Annotated in this window: 15 protein-coding genes; 11 read left to right on the top strand and 4 right to left on the bottom strand. The window is 66.8% G+C overall.

Annotated features, from left to right (window positions below):
* The first annotated feature begins 24 nt into the window (after positions 1-24).
* From M2343_RS16160 to M2343_RS16180, 5 genes are all read left to right on the top strand, one after another.
* Positions 25-714, top strand: a complete 690-nt coding sequence (locus M2343_RS16160; protein ID WP_264603910.1) for a M23 family metallopeptidase — start codon at positions 25-27, stop codon at positions 712-714.
* Positions 715-836: 122 nt separating this feature from the next.
* Positions 837-1,160 (top strand): iron-sulfur cluster insertion protein ErpA, encoded by a 324-nt coding sequence (gene erpA, locus M2343_RS16165; RefSeq protein WP_181560559.1) that lies wholly within the window; start codon positions 837-839, stop codon positions 1,158-1,160.
* A 98-nt stretch (positions 1,161-1,258) separates the two neighbouring features.
* Positions 1,259-2,032: an exodeoxyribonuclease III gene (gene xth / locus M2343_RS16170; protein ID WP_264571238.1), complete on the top strand. Its 774-nt coding sequence runs from the start codon at positions 1,259-1,261 to the stop codon at positions 2,030-2,032.
* Positions 2,033-2,085: 53 nt separating this feature from the next.
* A complete protein-coding gene (locus tag M2343_RS16175; RefSeq protein WP_264577418.1) occupies positions 2,086-3,072 on the top strand; it encodes a zinc-binding alcohol dehydrogenase family protein in 987 nt (328 codons plus the stop codon).
* An 80-nt stretch (positions 3,073-3,152) separates the two neighbouring features.
* Entirely contained in the window at positions 3,153-3,812 is a 660-nt protein-coding gene (locus tag M2343_RS16180; protein ID WP_264577419.1) for a class I SAM-dependent methyltransferase, read from the top strand.
* On the opposite strand, the gene M2343_RS16185 is transcribed toward M2343_RS16180, so the two are convergent.
* From M2343_RS16185 to M2343_RS16200, 4 genes are all read right to left on the bottom strand, one after another.
* Complete coding sequence (locus tag M2343_RS16185; RefSeq protein ID WP_264577420.1) at positions 3,775-4,728, bottom strand: DMT family transporter; 954 nt, start codon at positions 4,726-4,728, stop codon at positions 3,775-3,777. The genes M2343_RS16180 and M2343_RS16185 overlap by 38 nt on opposite strands.
* Positions 4,725-5,654, bottom strand: coding sequence for an EamA family transporter RarD (gene rarD, locus M2343_RS16190; protein ID WP_264577421.1), 930 nt, complete (start codon positions 5,652-5,654; stop codon positions 4,725-4,727). Before rarD ends, M2343_RS16185 begins: the two co-directional genes overlap by 4 nt.
* Positions 5,655-5,668: 14 nt before the next feature.
* On the bottom strand, positions 5,669-5,896 hold the full coding sequence (locus M2343_RS16195; protein WP_413716031.1) for a hypothetical protein: 228 nt from the start codon (positions 5,894-5,896) through the stop codon (positions 5,669-5,671).
* A gap of 136 nt (positions 5,897-6,032) precedes the next feature.
* Complete coding sequence (locus M2343_RS16200; RefSeq protein WP_264577422.1) at positions 6,033-6,461, bottom strand: GFA family protein; 429 nt, start codon at positions 6,459-6,461, stop codon at positions 6,033-6,035.
* A gap of 169 nt (positions 6,462-6,630) precedes the next feature.
* Between M2343_RS16200 and M2343_RS16205 the strand changes: the two genes are divergently transcribed.
* The 6 genes from M2343_RS16205 to M2343_RS16230 all read left to right on the top strand — a co-directional run bounded on the left by M2343_RS16205 (position 6,631) and on the right by M2343_RS16230 (position 16,399).
* A complete protein-coding gene (locus tag M2343_RS16205; RefSeq protein WP_181560552.1) occupies positions 6,631-6,990 on the top strand; it encodes a c-type cytochrome in 360 nt (119 codons plus the stop codon).
* A 148-nt stretch (positions 6,991-7,138) separates the two neighbouring features.
* Positions 7,139-10,348, top strand: coding sequence for an autotransporter domain-containing protein (locus tag M2343_RS16210; protein ID WP_264577423.1), 3,210 nt, complete (start codon positions 7,139-7,141; stop codon positions 10,346-10,348).
* A gap of 304 nt (positions 10,349-10,652) precedes the next feature.
* Entirely contained in the window at positions 10,653-11,195 is a 543-nt protein-coding gene (locus tag M2343_RS16215; RefSeq protein WP_264577424.1) for a sigma-70 family RNA polymerase sigma factor, read from the top strand.
* Positions 11,185-12,168, top strand: coding sequence for a FecR family protein (locus M2343_RS16220; protein WP_264577425.1), 984 nt, complete (start codon positions 11,185-11,187; stop codon positions 12,166-12,168). The genes M2343_RS16215 and M2343_RS16220 overlap by 11 nt, the downstream gene beginning before the upstream one ends.
* A complete protein-coding gene (locus M2343_RS16225) occupies positions 12,150-14,627 on the top strand; it encodes a TonB-dependent receptor (RefSeq protein WP_264577426.1) in 2,478 nt (825 codons plus the stop codon). The genes M2343_RS16220 and M2343_RS16225 overlap by 19 nt, the downstream gene beginning before the upstream one ends.
* Before the next feature lie 176 nt (positions 14,628-14,803).
* Positions 14,804-16,399 (top strand): AbgT family transporter, encoded by a 1,596-nt coding sequence (locus M2343_RS16230; protein WP_264577427.1) that lies wholly within the window; start codon positions 14,804-14,806, stop codon positions 16,397-16,399.
* Positions 16,400-16,416: the final 17 nt, after the last annotated feature.

A 16,416-nucleotide genomic window follows, 5' to 3' on the forward strand; every position in this document is an offset into this window, starting at 1 on the left:
GTCACGGCCCATCACGGGGTCCAAATGATCGATTCGAGCGCTATGACCTTCGCCAAAGAGGGTGTCCTCAAAGCTGCCGCGAAGATTCTGGCGATTGCCGGTCTGATGGTTGCCTCTCCTGCTCTGGCCGATGCCGGCCACGACGCCCAGTTCGCCTCGCTCTTCTCGGCGATGGTCCAGATGGAGCAGTCCACCGAGCAGAGCACGGACAGCAAGGCCTCCATCCCGTCGCGCCAGCCGGTCGACGATGTGCGTCTCACCTCTTCTTTCGGTACTCGCAGCGATCCGTTTAACGGCCGCGCTCGCATGCATCAGGGCATCGACATTCCCGGCCCGATCGGCACGCCGATCTATGCGACGGCCGATGGCGTCGTGCGCCGCTCGCAGTGGGTGAACGGCTATGGCAATCTCGTCGAGATCAACCATGGCAACGGCCTCGAGACCCGCTACGGCCACATGTCCAAGCTGATCGCCCAGCCCAATGAGCGCGTCCGTCGCGGCCAGCTCATCGGCCTGATGGGCTCCACCGGTCGCTCGACCGGCAGCCACCTTCACTATGAAGTCCGCATCGCCGGCAGCGCCGTGAACCCGATGCCCTATCTGGAAGGCACCAATTACGAGCTGGCTCTGGCCGAGGCCAAGGAGCACAGCGATCGTCAGGTCGCCATGGGTGGCCCGGAAGCCAACCGCCCCACCGACAACCGCGATCGTTGATCGCCGCTCGCCCGCTCGGGTGAGCAGGCTGTCCTGAGTTTCCTTCTCTATTGTCAAGCGCGACGCGGCTCCCTTGCGGGCCGCCGCTTGCCGTTGCGCCGGGTGCGCCCTATCTAGCGGCCATGGATATCAGCCTCTCTCCCACCGCCGCCGCGCGGGTTGCCTGGATCGCCGAGCGCCAGAGCAAGCCGGCCATTCTCCGCCTCGCGGTGGAAGGCGGGGGGTGCTCCGGCTTCCAGTATCGCTTCGGCTTGGCCGATGCGCCCGAGGCGGACGATGTGATGGTCGAGACGGACGGCGTGAAGCTGGTCGTCGATTCCATGAGCCTCGATCTGGTGCGGGGCTGCGTGGTCGATTTTGTGGACAATCTCGGCGGCGCCGCCTTCAAGGTGGAAAATCCCAATGCCACCGCCGGTTGCGGCTGCGGAACCAGCTTCTCGGTCTGACTTTCTGAGCGTTTGCGCCGGGACGCGCTTGTCGAAGCGCCCCGCTTCTCCCTAAGACGGACCCTCACTGGCAGGTGCCGGCAAAAGGGCTTTAGTTCATGCGGATCGCGACCTTCAATATCAACGGCATCAAGGCGCGGCTGCCGCGCTTGGTCGAGTGGCTGACGGAAACCCAGCCGGACGTCGCCTGCCTGCAGGAAATCAAGACGCAGGATGAAGGCTTCCCGATCAAGGATATCGAAGATGCTGGCTATGGCGCCATCTGGCACGGCCAGAAGGGCTTTAACGGCGTCGCGATCTTGGCGAAGGGCGCCACCCCGCAGGAAGTGACGCGCGGGCTCGAGGGCGAGCCGGAAGACGAGCACAGCCGCTACATCGAGGCGGATGTAAACGGCGTGCGCATCGCCTCCATCTATCTGCCCAATGGCAACCCGGTGCCCGGCCCCAAATTCGAGTATAAGCTGCGCTGGATGGCGCGGCTGCGCGCCCGTGCGGCGCAGATCTGGGCGGAGGAAGTGCCCGCCGTGCTGGCCGGCGATTATAATGTCATCCCGTTCGATCGCGATGTCTGGTCGCCGCCCGCCATGGCCAGCGACGCACTGATGCAGCCGGAGAGCCGCGCCGCCTACAAGACCCTGCTTAACGACGGCTGGACCGATGCGCTGGCCGCCCGCCATCCGCTCGGCGGCGTGTGGACCTTCTGGGATTATCAAGCCGGGGCCTGGCAACGAGATGCAGGCTTCCGCATCGACCATTTGCTGCTCTCGCCCACTGCTGCCGACCGGCTGGCCGATGCGCAGGTGGACAAGGCCTATCGCGGGCGGGAGAAAGCCAGCGATCATGCCCCGGTCTGGGTTCGCCTGAAGGACTGACGGCGCCCCTTTCCATCCAGATGCCCAATTCAGGAGCCAGGAGTCGACCCGCGATGAAGGCCTTTGCTTATGACGCCGCCCACCCGCTGACGGACTTTGCGCTCACCCTGCGCGACCTGCCCGATCCGGTGCCCGGCCCACAGGATCTGCTGGTCCGGGTCGAGGCCTTCGCGCTCAATCCGGTCGATACCAAGATCCGCCAGCGCCGGGGCGGCACGGCGAATGCGCCGGTCGTGCTCGGTTGGGACGCTGCCGGCATCGTCGAGGCCGTGGGTGCGCAGGTGCAGGGCTTTGCGGTCGGTGATGCGGTCTATTATGCCGGCGATCTCAACCGGCCGGGCAGCTATGCCCGCCTGCAAGCGGTCGATCATCGCCTTGTCGCGCACAAGCCCGCGAGCCTCGATTTCGCCGATGCCGCCGCCCTGCCGCTGACCGCGCTCACCGCCTATGAGGCGATGCTGGAGCGCGGCATCGTCTATGATGCGGACAGCCGCGTGCTGATCATCGGCGGGGCAGGGGGTGTCGGTTCGATGGCGATCCAGCTGCTCAAGGCGCTGACCCCGGCCACCGTCATCGCCACCGCGTCCCGGCAGGAGACGGTCGCCTTCGCGCAGCTTATGGGGGCCGATCATGTCATCGGCCGCGACGTGCAGCCCGAACTGGCGGCGCTGGGCCTGCATGATCTCCATGCCATCTTCAGCACCACGCATACCGACGCCTATCTGCCGGTCATCCCCGCGCTGCTGCGCCCCTTTGGCCATCTCATGGTCATTGACGATCCCGCCGCGCTGGACATCTTGCCGTTCAAGCAGAAGGCGCTCTCGGTCCACTGGGAGTTCATGTTCGCCAAGTCGATCAGCAGCTTTCGCATGGCCGAGCAGCAGGCGGTTTTGCGGCAGATTGCAGCGCTGGTCGATGCGGGCACGCTGGTTTCCACCCGCACCCGAACGCTCACCGCCAGTGTCGACACGCTGCGCGAGGCGCACGCCGCGCTGGAGGCGGGTGCGCTGATCGGCAAGACCGTCATGCGCTGGGATTGAGCCATTTTAGGTCGGTTTGATGCCTCTTTTCGTCGCCCGGTCTGTTATAGAGGGTGAGCTTGAACAGGGAGCATGGATCGATGGATGACAGGTCGAAGCCTTGGCTGACCGGTGAAGCCCCCGCACGGGGCGGCAAGCGTCATGCTCCCGCCACGGTGCGCAACCGCGATGCCATCGCTCAATTGCTCGCGCAGACCCTGCCGGCCACCGGGCTCGTGCTGGAGATCGCCAGCGGCTCCGGCGAACATGCCGTGCATTTCGCGCGCTGCTTCCCTGCCCTGCGCTGGCTGCCGAGCGACCCTGACCCGGTCGCGCGCGCCTCGATCACCGCCTGGGCGGATGAGGTGGCGCTGCCCAATCTCGCTCCGCCGCTGCAGATCGACGCTGCCGATCCCGAGGCGTGGCCGATCGGCGAGGCGGACGCGATCCTGTGCATCAACATGGTGCATATCTCGCCTTGGGCTGCAACGCTCGGCCTGCTCCACGGCGCGGCGATGCTGTTGCCGGAAGGCGCGCCGCTCTTTCTTTACGGCCCCTATTTCCGCCGCGAGGCGGAGACGGCCCCAAGCAATCTCGCTTTCGATGAGTCGCTGCGCGCGCGCGACCCCGCCTGGGGCCTGCGCTGGGTGCACGATGTCGAGGCGGCGGCGGCGTCCGAGGGCTTCGAGCTGAAGCGCGTCGTCGAGATGCCGGCCAATAATCTCAGCCTGATCTTCCGGCGCGGTCCTCATCCGGGCTGACGGTGAGCGCGCGGCGGCGCACATGCTCGCGCCAGGCGATGTAGAGTCCGCTCGCTGCGATCAGCCCGGCCCCGACCCACGTTGAAGGCTCCGGCCAGTAGGACCAGAGCAACCAGCCGGCCAGCGTGGCCCAGATCATCTGGCTATAATCCATGGGGATGACGATGGAGACCGGCCCGTAGCGCAGGGCCGAGGTCATGAACAATTGCGCCGCCCCGCCGGTCAGCCCAAGGCCGATGAACAGCAGCCATGCGACGGGATCGTGGCTTTGCCCGTACCAGATCAGCATCAGCCCGAGCGGCGGCAGCGAGAGCAGGGTGAACCAGAAAACGATGATCGGTGCCGATTCGCGCTTGCCAAGATCGCGCAGCACGATGGCGACGAGCGCCGTCACCATTGCCCCGCCGAGCGCCACGAACACGCCGGCGGAGGCGAAATTGGCGGAGTCCGGATGGGTCATGATGACCACGCCGACAAAACCAAGCAGCACGGCGCTCCAGCGGTGGACGCCGGTCTGTTCGCGCAGCAGCAGCGCGGAGAGGATGGTGGCGAAGATCGGCATGGTAAAGCCGATGGAGGTCGCCTCCGCCAGCGGCAGCAATGCGACCGCGCCGAAGTTGAGCAACATGCCGATCATGCCGAGGCTGGTGCGGGTGATGTGGGTGCGCATCGGTGCCTTGGGCAGCAGGGCCGTGCCCATCAGTGCGACCGCCCAGAGCGCCGCGACGGGGAAGGCGAATAACTGCCGGTAGAACACCACTTCGGCCAGATTGGCGCCGCGCTCGATCAGCAGTTTGCCGATGGCGTAGGTCGCGCCGATCATCATCATCGCCAGCAGCCGCAGCATGATCGCGAACAGGGGCCGGTCGCGGCGTGCGGGCGCGGAGGGGGCCGCGGCAGCGGCGGCGCTGCTCATGCCAGCGTGCGCCGCCGCGCGCGAGCGCCGCTCAGACTATCCCACACGAACAGCGCGAGGGCGACCCAGATCAGTAGGAAGCTGCCCCAGCGCCCGGCGGACATCGGCTCGCCGAACAGGAACACCCCGCACAGGAACTGCAGCGAGGGGGCGATATACTGCATCAGCCCAAGGGTCACGAGCGGCAGGGCGCGCGCGGAAATAGCGAACAGGATCAGCGGCACGGAGGTGAGCGCCCCGGTGCCGATCAGGCCGATCGTCACCCAGCGATCGTCGCCGAACGCCAGCGTGCCCTGCGCCGCATAAAAGCTGACCAGTGCGAGGGCCGGGGCGCACAGCACCAGCGTCTCCACCGCCAGACCCGAGGTCGAGGGCACCGGCGTCAGCTTGCGGACCAGGCCGTAAAAGGCAAAGCTGATCGCCAGCGCGAGGCTGATCCACAAGGTCTGCCACTCGCCGATGGCGAGCAATGCCACGCCCACTGCCGCGATGCCGATGGCGACTGCCTGTCGGCGGCGCAGCACTTCCTTGAGCACCAGCGTGCCGAGCAGCACATTAACCAGCGGATTGAGGAAATAGCCCAAGCTCGCCGCCACGACATGGTCGGTGTCCACCGCCCAGATATAGACGAGCCAGTTGATACCGATCAGCACTGCGCTCAGCGCCAGCGCAGCAAGAATGCGCGGCTGGCTGAAGATCGTGACGAAGGCGTGATATTGCCGCATCGCCGCCAGCACGATGGCGAGGAAGGCGACGGACCAGATCACCCGATGCGCCACGATCTCGAAGGGGGAGACATGGCCGAGCAGCTTGAAATAAAGCGGCATCAGGCCCCAGATCGCATAGGCGCCGACGCCGGCGAGCAGACCCGCGCGCCGTTGGGCCGCCTGTTCGGCATCCGCGATGTCGGTGGGTTGGCTGCTCATATTGCCGCTCTCGTTCAGAAAATTCCGCCGCCGGCCCACAGGCGCAACATGCCGAAGGCGGCGACGGCGAGGCAGAAATTGCGCGCGCCAGTGCCCGCCGCGAACTGGCCGATCAGCGCCCCGAACAGGGCCATCGGCACAATCACCCAATTGGCCCAGCCAAGGCCGGGGATGATCGCGGGAATGGACAGAATCAGCGCGACCGCGCCGATCAGAATGGAGAGCAGCGAAAGCATCCCCATCCCATGGGCCTGACCGGGGATATTGGCAAGTGCAGGGGGCACCAGAGACTTGAGGTGTTTGCAGTCTCAGGCGCAGACACGTCAATTTGGAATAATCGATCTCAAAAAATATTCCAAATAGGTTTTACATCGTCGATTAGTCCGTGCCCTGAATCAGCGGCCTCACCCAATCCAGCGCCGTCTCCGCGAAGAAATGGCGCCCCGGCACCACCCAGCTCGTGTCGTCCAGCGTGCCCGGCTTGAGCGTCTGCATGCCTTCATGTCGATGGCGACGATGGACCAGCCGCGACCCACAATCAGCGCAGAACAGGCAGTCGAGCCGATGGCCGGAGTCGGTGTTGCGCGTCCAGATCGCCGGCGTCCCCTGCGTGAACGCCAGGCTCTCGATAGCTACCCCCATGGAGAGCCCAAAGGCGCTGCCGCTCTGTTTGCGGCACAGGCTGCAATGGCAGGCCCAGATGCCCAGCGGCGGCGCGCTCAGTTCATAGCGCACCGCGCCGCACTGGCACCCGCCGCTTTGCGGAAAGCGCACGTCGGAAAAGCGCGTTGTGTCTGCCTGGCCCATGGCTCTGCTCCTCTCGTCTTACCGCGCGCGTCAGCCGCCGTTCAGCCGCCCCGGTTCAGGCGTCGGGACGAAGACCTTGAGCGTCAGGCGCGGTTCTGGACTTTTTTGCCGATCCTGACTTAGGGCGCAGATGATTAGAATGGCAATGATTCGGATGGAGGGATTTTCTGTGACACGCGCAAACGCCGCCAAGATGTCGAGCATAGCAGCGATTGCCGCCCTGCTCGCCGCAGCACCGCTTGCCCTGATTCCGGCGCAGGCAGCCGATGCGCCCGCCGGCGATCCTGCCCATGGCAAGCAGGTGTTCGAGAGCACCGTATGCGGTGCCTGCCATACGCTGGCCGCAGCCGATGCCAGCGGCCCCATCGGTCCGTCGCTGGATGGCAATGCCAATCTCACCCACGCGCTGATCGTCGAGCGCGTCACCAAGGGCGCCGGCGCCATGCCCGGCTATGAGGGCCAGCTGAGCGAGAAGGACATCAACGACGTCGCCACTTATGTGATGAGCGTGGCGGCAAAACCCCAATAAGCTGCGGGATCGGCGGCCCCAGTCCGCCGGTCGCCGCAGCACGCGGCGCAGAATATCGGTCGGAGCCAAGGCTGTATGCCCTCGGCTCCGTCCTGCTGGTCAAGGGGGAGGGAACACTCCCCGGTACTGAACGACCAGCGGAGTATTCATGCGTTATTTCCTGCTTGCCTCCACCTGCGCCTTCGCTCTTGCCAGTGCGGCGTCAGCGGAAACCTCGATCGCGACCAAGCGGACCACCGCAATCGCGACGGCCACCGCCAACAATGGCGCGGCGGACGACATCAAGATCGGCTCGGCCGGGTCGATCGAACTGACCGGTGCGGGCAGCTTTGCGGTCACGGTCAACAGTGCCAACAAGATCACCAATGAAGGCACAATCCAGATCAGCAATGCGGACAATGCCGCGGGCATCGTCGCAAATGCCGGCACGTCGGGCGGCATCGTCCACAGCGGCAAGATCATCATTGATGAGAGCTACACGCCCACCGACGGCGACAATGATGGCGATCTCGACGGGCCGTTCGCGGTCGGCACCGGGCGCTACGGCATCCGCACGCTGGGCGCCTATTCCGGCGCCATCACCGTGGCGCGCGGTGCCACGATCCAGGTCGAGGGCAATGATTCCTTCGGTATCCGGCTGGGCGGTCCGCTCACCGGCGCCTTCTCGCACGATGGCACGACCAGCGTGCTGGGCGATCGTGCGATCGGCGTGCAGGCCGGAAACATCAGCGGCAATGTCCGCCTTGCCGGCACGGTCGGCGCGCAGGGCGTCAATGCGGTCGGCGCGGCGTTCCTCGGCAATGTCGGCGGCACGCTGACCATTCAGGGTGCGATTAGCGCCACCGGCTATCGCTACACCACGCCGCCGTCCGACCCCTCCAAGCTGGATGCTGACGATCTGCTGCAGGGCGGCTCGGCCGTGATCGTGGAAGGCGATGTCGCTGGCGGCATCATCCTTGCCGTACCGCCCAAGGACGCCAGCACCACCGATGATGATGAAGACAAGGACGGCATCAAGGACAGCGAGGAAGGCTCGGCCGTCGTGCGCTCTTATGGCGCGGCACCGGCGATGCGGATCGGCGCGGCCGGGCGCGATATCGCCATCGGTGCGGTGCCGGCGACGGGCAGCGGCTATGGCCTGATCATCGACGGCACGGTGTCCGGCAGCGGCCTCTACACTGGGGTGCAGGGCAATGGCCTGCTCGTCGGCGGCCAGGGTGGCGCCGTGACCATCGCCGGAGGCATTGGCATCGGTGGCAGCGTCGAGGCCTCCGCCCGCGATGCCTCGGCGACGGCCCTGCGCCTCAGCGCCGGGGCATCGACACCGCTGCTGCACGTCACCGGCAAGGTCGAGGCGACCGGCACCAGCAAGGATGGCACGACGGCGACCGCCGTGCGCGTCGATGCCGGCGCCAGCCTGCCGACCCTCCGCAATGCCGGCACGATCAAGGCGACGACCGGCGAGGCCGGCAGCGCGGTCGCCATCGTCGATGCCTCGGGCGGCCTGACGCTCATCGAGAATAGCGGCGCCATCTCGGCGACCGGCGCCAAGGCGGTTTCGGGGCGCAACATCGCCATCGATCTCACCGCCAACAGCAGCGGCGTGACCGTTAAGCAGACCGAGGTCGCCGCCAGCGCTACTGCGCCCAGCATCGTGGGCGATGTCCGGTTCGGCAGCGGCAATGACGTGTTCGACATTGCGGACGGGACTGTGACCGGCAACACCAGCTTCGGCGCCGGGGCCGACACGCTCCGACTGCGCGGCGATGCGGTCTATACCGGCAATGTCGCCTTCGGCACCGGCACAAGTACGATGAGCCTTGCCGGCACGTCGCGCTTCAAGGGCACGACCGATTTCGGCGGCACCGCGAGCACGCTCTCGATTGGCGGCACCGCCGTCTACTCCGGCACCTTCGCTAATGCCGGCCAGCTGGCGCTCAGCCTTGCGGGCGGCGCACTCGATCTCACGGGCCCGGCGCAGATCGGCAGCCTGGACGTGACCGACAAGGGCGCGCTCGGCATCACGCTGGGGGCGGCCGGTAACAGCACGGCCTATCTCTCGGTCGCCGGCACCGCGAGCTTCGCGGCGGACTCGCGGCTGGTGCTGCGGGTCAGCGATATCGAGAATGCAGTGGGCAATCATCTGGTGCTGACCGCCGGCACACTCACCGGCGCCGGCAACCTGAATGCCGAAACCGCGCTGGTGCCCTATCTCTACAAGGCGACGCTCAGCAGCAGCGCCAACACGCTCAGCGTGACCCTCGGCCGCAAGACCACTGCGGACCTTGGCCTCAACCGCTCGGAAGCGTCGGCGTTCGATGCGATCTATGCCGCGCTCTCCAAGGACGAACGGGTGGAAACCGCCTTCCTCGGCATCACCGATGGCGAGGACTTCCGCACCAGCGTGCGCCAGCTCCTGCCGGATCATGCCGGCGGGACCTTCCAGGTCGTCACCCAAGGATCGCGCACCTTCGGGCGGATGCTGGATGACCCCACCGGCCCGTTCAAGGATGAAGGCAAATGGGGCTACTGGATCAACCAGCTCGTCTGGGGCGTCGAAAAGGGGCGCGGCGACACGGCGGCGTATGAGACCTCCGGCTGGGGTTTCGGCGGCGGCGCCGAAATCAAGACCGGCCTTGGCAGCTTCGGTACATCGGTGGCCTATCTTTGGGGCCGCAATCGCGATAGCGACACGGCCAATCAGGTGACCGCCAACCAGATCGAGGTCGCCGGCTACTGGCGCCTGAAGACCGGGCGCTTGCGGGCGACGGCGCGCGGATCGGTCGGCTTCGTGGATCTGGAAGGCAAACGCAGTTTCGATGGGCTGAAGGATGGCGCCACCACCACGCTGACTGCCACTAGCGATCGCAATGCCCGGCTCTATTCGGCGATGGGCACGCTCTCCTATGACTGGGTGTCGCGGGGCGGCATCTCCTTCCGCCCGGTCGTGTCGCTCGATTATTTCCGCTTGAAGGAGAATGGCTACACCGAGACGGGCGGCGGCGATGCCATGAACCTCATCGTGCGCTCGCGGACCAGCGACGAGCTGGCGGTTACAGGCACCGCAGTGCTGGGCATCGACATGGGCGGCCAGGATGAGTGGTCCGGCTGGTCGCGGCTGGAGGTAGAGGCCGGTCGTCGCGAGATCGTGAGCGGCAATCTCGGAACCACTGTGGCGCAGTTCAAGGGTGGCGAGGCGTTCACGCTGCTGCCCGATGATCGGGAAAGCGGTTGGGTCGGGCGCCTGCGCGGCGTCGCCGGCAACAGCGGCTTCCAGATCGGCGGTGAACTCGGCGCGGAGCAGTATCAGGGCAATTGGGCCCTGTCGCTGCGCGCCAGTCTTCGCATCGGCCTCTAAACGGTTCTTGAGACCGATGTGCGGGCAAGAGGGAGCGTGGAACCGTGCCCACCACCCCCCAACTCCCTCTTGCCCAATCCGGAGTTGAATGGAGATGACCGTCCTTGCGATCGACCGCTGCACGTCCGCCGTTTCGCAGTCCCCTTGCGTCATTCGCTCAGGGGGTGTGGAGCCTGTGTGGAGGGAGCCGCGCCGGCCCTTGCGCGGCGGTGCCAGCGGGCTATACCGCGCAGGAGCTTCAGGTGCGCCCCGGGACGCAGGGTGCCGGGCGATGAAGGCACGGGGAAGCCACAACGGACGGACCATGAGAGGTGAAACGGGAACCGATACCGGTCCTGTCGAAGGGCAGGGGCTGGCCAGTGCGCTGATGGCGCATCGCGTCCAGCTCATCCGCTTTCTGGTTGCCCATGGCGCCGGGGATGCCGCCGAGGATCTGTTTCAGGAATTGTGGATGCGCGTCACCCAGCGCCCTACCGGCCCGGTCGGCAACCCGCTGGGCTATCTGTATCGCGCCGCCAACAACCTCATGGTCGATCGCTATCGCGCCGAGCGGCAGGCCCGGGCCCGCGACCAGGCGTGGACGGAGGCGCGCGGCATGGGCGAGGTCGTACCCGAGCCGACCGCCGAAGCGCAGCTGATTGCGCGCGAGGATTTGGGGCGGTTCGACCGCGCGCTGGAGGCGCTGGGCACGCGCGCTTCGCAGGTTTTCCGCCGCTATCGTCTTGATGGCGTGCCCCAGCGCCAGATCGCCGCCGAGCTGGGGGTAAGCCTCAGCACGGTCGAGAGCGATTTGCGCCGTGCTTATGCTGCCCTGCTGGCCGCGAGGAGACAGTCCGATGACGCATGATCGGCAGGCGGGGATGAACCCGGCGGACGCTGCGGCCATCGACTGGCTGATGCGCCAGCGCGATCCGGCCTTCAATGCTTGGGAGGCCTTCACCGACTGGCTCGAGAGCGATCCGGCCCATGCGACCGCCTATCACCAGCTCGCCGCGCTGGATGCCGATCTTGATACCTTGCCCGCCCGCCCCGAGGATATCTGGCCGGAGGGCGCCGCCGTGGCGCGGGACGGGGGCCGGGCTGCCTCGCCCACGCCGCCTATCCCGCGCCGGTTCAGCCGTCGGCTGTGGGTGGGCGGTGCGCTCGCTGCTTCGATCGCGGGTATGGTCGGCATCGGCCTGTTTCAGGCGTCGTCGGATAGCTATCGGGTGAAGACCCCACTGGGCCGCTCGCAAGTGGTCACGCTTATCGATGGCAGCGAGATTGCGGTGAACGGCGGCTCCTCGGTCAAGCTCAGCCGCAGCGATCCGCGCCGGATCGAGCTGGAGGAAGGGCAGGTGCTCGTCTCCGTCGTCCACAAGGATGCTGCGCCGTTCCGGGTTTCGGTCGGCGGCGCCGAGCTGGTCGATGTCGGCACGGTGTTCGATGTCGCGCGCAATGACGGGCGGATCAGCGTGGCCGTGTCGGAAGGTGCGGTGGTCTACAATCCGCGCGGCGCGGCGATCCGCGTCGATGCCGGCTATCGCTTCACCGCCCGCGATGATGGCAGCGCGACGGACCTGAGCGCGGTCAGTCCCGCAGCGGTAGGCGGCTGGCGCGCCGGCCAGCTCGTCTATGATGGTGTGCATCTGGATGATGTCGCGGCGGAAGTCGCGCGCACCACCGGCATTGCCCTGCGCACCACGCCAGCCGCGGCAGGCATCCGCTTCCGCGGGGCCCTGCGCACCGATCTGCCCGAGGAACGGCTGGTGAACGATCTCGCGGCCCTTTCCGGCACCTCTGCGACAAAGGAAAGCGGAGGGTGGACGCTCTCAAGATAGCTCGTGCCCCGCTGGCGCTGTTCGCCACGGCGGCCTTGTTGGGCGTCGCCGGGCCGGCCGCCGCGCAGGCGCCGCAGACCCGGCCCATCGACGTGCCTGCAGGGCGCTTGTCCGATCGGGTGCCGCAACTCGCGCGGCAGGCGGGCATCAGCATCAGTGTAACCAGCGACGTGCTCTGGCGCACAAAGGTCAAGCCCGTGCGCGGCACCATGATGCCGGCCGAGGCCATTGCGCGGATGCTGGCCGGCACGCGCAGCCGGGCCGTGCAGTTGAGCGCGACCAGCTGGCGGATCGATGCCGTCAGCGCGCCCGCTGCCGTGGCCCAGATGCAAAGGCCTAGGCGTCCGGTCGCCGCGCCACCCCCTTCGGCCCCGCCGGCCGAGGTGGAATCCTTCGTCGTCACCGCGAGCAAGCTCGATCAGCGCTATGAGGATTATCCGGGCGCGGTGCATCTGCTCGATGGCAGTGACCTGCGGTTTGGGGGTGAGCGTGGAACGGACTCGATCGCCTCGCGCTTGGCCAGCGTCGCCTCGACGCATCTGGGCTCCGGGCGCAACAAGCTGTTCATCCGGGGCATCGCCGATTCCAGCTTCACCGGGCCAACGCAGGCGACCGTGGGCCAATATCTCGGCGATCTGCGCCTCACCTATAATGCGCCGGACCCGGACCTGCGCCTGCAGGACATCAAGCAGGTCGAGGTGCTGGAAGGCTCGCAGGGCACGCTCTATGGCGCCGGCTCGCTCGGCGGCATCATCCGGCTGGTGCCCAATGATCCTGATCCGCGCGGCTTTACGGTTGAGACCAGCGCCGGGCTCAGCGTCACCCAGCATGGCGAGCCGGGCGCCGATGTCGCCGCGACCGTCAACATGCCGATGGGCACGCGCGGGCACGCCCTGCGCCTGACCGGCTATGGCATCACCGACGGCGGCTATATCGACAATCCGGTGCGCGGCGTGAACGACGTCAACCGCACGCGCATCGCTGGCGGGCGCGCCGTGTTGCGGCTGGACCTGGGCGATGCATGGACGGTGGATGTCGGCGGCATCTATCAGTCGACCCTCATCGACGATTCCCAATATGCCGACCGCGACGCCCCGCCGCTCACCCGCAACAGCTTTGTGGTCGAGGATGCCGAGGCCGATTATGGCATGGCGACGCTGGTGGTCCGCAAGGATTTCGGCGCGCTGCGCTTCCAGTCCTCCAATGCCTATGTCAGCCACGGTCTGGACGAACGCTTCGATGCGACACGCGCGGATACGCTCCCACGCGTGTTCGAACAGCGCAACCGCACGCGGATGCTGACCAGCGAGACGCGGCTGTGGCGCTCGGTCGAAAATGGCTTTGGTTGGGTGCTGGGCATTAGCGCCATCGACAATGAGGCCGAGCAGCGCCGCGCCTTCGGGCTCACCACGCTGCGCGCTGCCGCCACGGGCGTGCGCAATCGGGTCACGGAGCTGACCGGCTATGGCAAGCTCAGCGTCGAGGTCTCGCGCGGCATTTTGCTGAGCGGCGGCGGGCGGATCACGCACAGCCGGCTGAGCGGCAGCGCGGAGGATGTGCAGCCGCTGTTCGCGTTGCAGGGCGGCGATATTGTCGCGAGCCGGACCGAGACCAAGCTGCTGCCCTCCGGCGAGGTGCTGGCGCATCTGGTGCCGGGCCTCACCGTCTATGCCCGCTATGAGGAGGGCTTCCGCCCCGGCGGCCTTGCCATCGAATCCCAGTTCGTCCGCCAGTTCCGCAACGATCACATCCAGAGCCTGGAAGGCGGGGTGCGGATGGGTAGCGCTTATTATGGCTTCGCGGCCAGCCTTTCGGCCGCTTACGCCTATTGGCGCGACATCCAGGCCGATTTCATCGACGGCAATGGGCTGCCAACCACGGCCAATATCGGCAATGGCCGCATCACCTCCATAGCCGGCAGCCTCTCGCTCTTCCCGCTCGAGGGGCTGCAGATCGATCTCAATGCCGTCTACAATCACAGCCGCGTCATTGCGCTGACGCCCGAGGCGTTCCGGCTCGCCGCGCTGCGGGCCACCGATTTGCCGGTGACCAACGCCCTGGCCCAGCTTCCCGCTTTGGGCTCTCTCGGTCAGCTCAGCGCGGATGCCTCGCCCGGCAGCATTCCCAATGTCGCGGAATATGCTGCGCAGGCGCGCATCGATTATCGCGTGCCGCTGGGTGCGGCCGATCTGCGGCTGGCCGGCTGGCTCAAATATATCGGCCCCTCGCGCCTTGGCATCGGGCCGGTACTCGGCGATGAGCAGGGTGATTATGTCGATACCGGCGTCACCGCCCGCTACGGCGATGCGCGACGAGGGGTGACGCTGTCGCTCACCAACCTCTTCGACACAACCGGCAACCGCTTCGCGCTCGGCACGCCCTTTGGCACCAGCACCGGCGGCTACACCACCCCCCAGCGCCCGCGCACCGTGCGCATTGCGGTGGATTATCGCTATTAGGTCTCACGCGTGCTCCTGCGGAAGCAGGAGCCCAAGGCCCAACCGACCACCTTATCTGCCCGAGGCTCCTGCTTTCGCAGGAGCACTGGATCGCCTCCAGCCCACCACCCGCCTTGCCCCACTCGCGCCGTCGGGTTAGCACAAGCCAAGCGATCACAATCACATAGCGAGGGCTCGTGGCACAGGCGGGGACGGACAGCGCACCAAAGGGTATCCTCGGCTGGATCGAGCGGACGGGCAACAAGCTGCCCGATCCGGTGTTCATCTTCTTCTACCTGATCCTCGCGCTGGTACTGATCTCGCTCGTCGCCGCGCTGGCCGGCCTGTCGGCCGTGCACCCGACGCAGGTCGATGCGCAAACCGGCGCGCCGGTAACGATCACCGCCCAGAGCCTGCTCGGGGCCGAGAATATCCGCCGCCTGTGGGTCGAGATGCCCGCCACCTTCACCCATTTCCATCCGCTCGGCTATGTGCTGGTGGTGATGCTCGGCGCGGGCGTGGCCGAGCGCTCCGGCCTGTTCGGCACTGCCATGCGCGCCAGTGTCGCCAATGCACCGGCCGCGCTGCTCACGCCGATGGTCGCCTTCGTTGCCATGATGGGCAATCTCGCGGCGGATGCGGCCTATGTCGTGCTCGTGCCGCTGGCGGGTATCATCTATGCGGCGGCGGGTCGCCATCCCGTCGCCGGGATCGCAGCTGCCTTTGCCGGCGTGTCCGGCGGCTTCTCGGCCAATCTCCTGCCCGGCCAGCTCGACGCGCTGCTCTTCGGCATCACCCAGCAGGCGGCGCAATTGCTGGATGCCGACTGGCAGATGAACATTGCCGGCAACTGGTTCTTCATGGCGGCTTTGCTCATCCTCTACATCCCGGCCATCTGGTACGTGACCGACCGGATCATCGAGCCACGCCTTGGCGGCTATGTGCCGCAAGGTGAGGCGGCGATGATCGCGGGAACGCCAGACGCCACCGCCGAACAGCGCCTCACCACCGCGCAGCGCAAGGGCCTGCGCCACGGCGGCCTGGCGATGCTGGCGGTGGTCGCACTCTGGGCGATCATGGCGCTGATGCCGGGCGCGCCACTGGTCGACGCAAATGCAGCGGTGCCGGAGGCGCGGCTGACGCCTTTCTACCAGTCACTGGTCGGCGGCTTCTTCCTGCTCTTCCTGGCCGGCGGCTGGGCCTATGGCAAGGCGGCGGGCACCATCGCCGATCATCGTGACGTGGTGAAAATGATGAGCGGGGCGATGGGCGATCTTGCTTATTATCTCGTCCTCGCCTTCGGCGCGGCGCATTTCGTGGCGATGTTCGGCTGGTCCAATCTCGGCCTGATCTTCGCAATCCACGGCGCGGGCGGTCTGCAGGCCGTCGCCTTGCCGACGCCGGTGCTGCTGCTTCTGATCGTGCTGTTCACCACCGTGCTCAATCTGTTCGTCGGCTCGGCCAGCGCCAAATGGGCGCTGCTCGCCCCGGTGCTGGTGCCGATGCTGATGCTGCTCGGGATCAGTGCGGAGACGACGACGGCCGCCTATAGGGTCGGCGATGGGGCGACCAACATCATCTCGCCGCTGATGGTCTATTTCCCGCTGATCCTCATTTATTGCCAGCGCTGGGTGCCGAGCTTCGGCCTCGGCAGCCTCGCGGCGGTCATGCTGCCTTATTCGCTCTGGCTGCTGCTCTTCGGCGGGGCACTGCTCGCCGGCTGGACGCTCCTTGACCTGCCGCTCGGGCCGAACGCGCCCGTGCATCTGCCTGCGGTGCTGACCGGCGACTGATTGCGGCCCGGGCTTTC

It is taken from the genome of Sphingobium sp. B8D3B, assembly GCF_025961875.1.
Classification (GTDB): domain Bacteria; phylum Pseudomonadota; class Alphaproteobacteria; order Sphingomonadales; family Sphingomonadaceae; genus Sphingobium.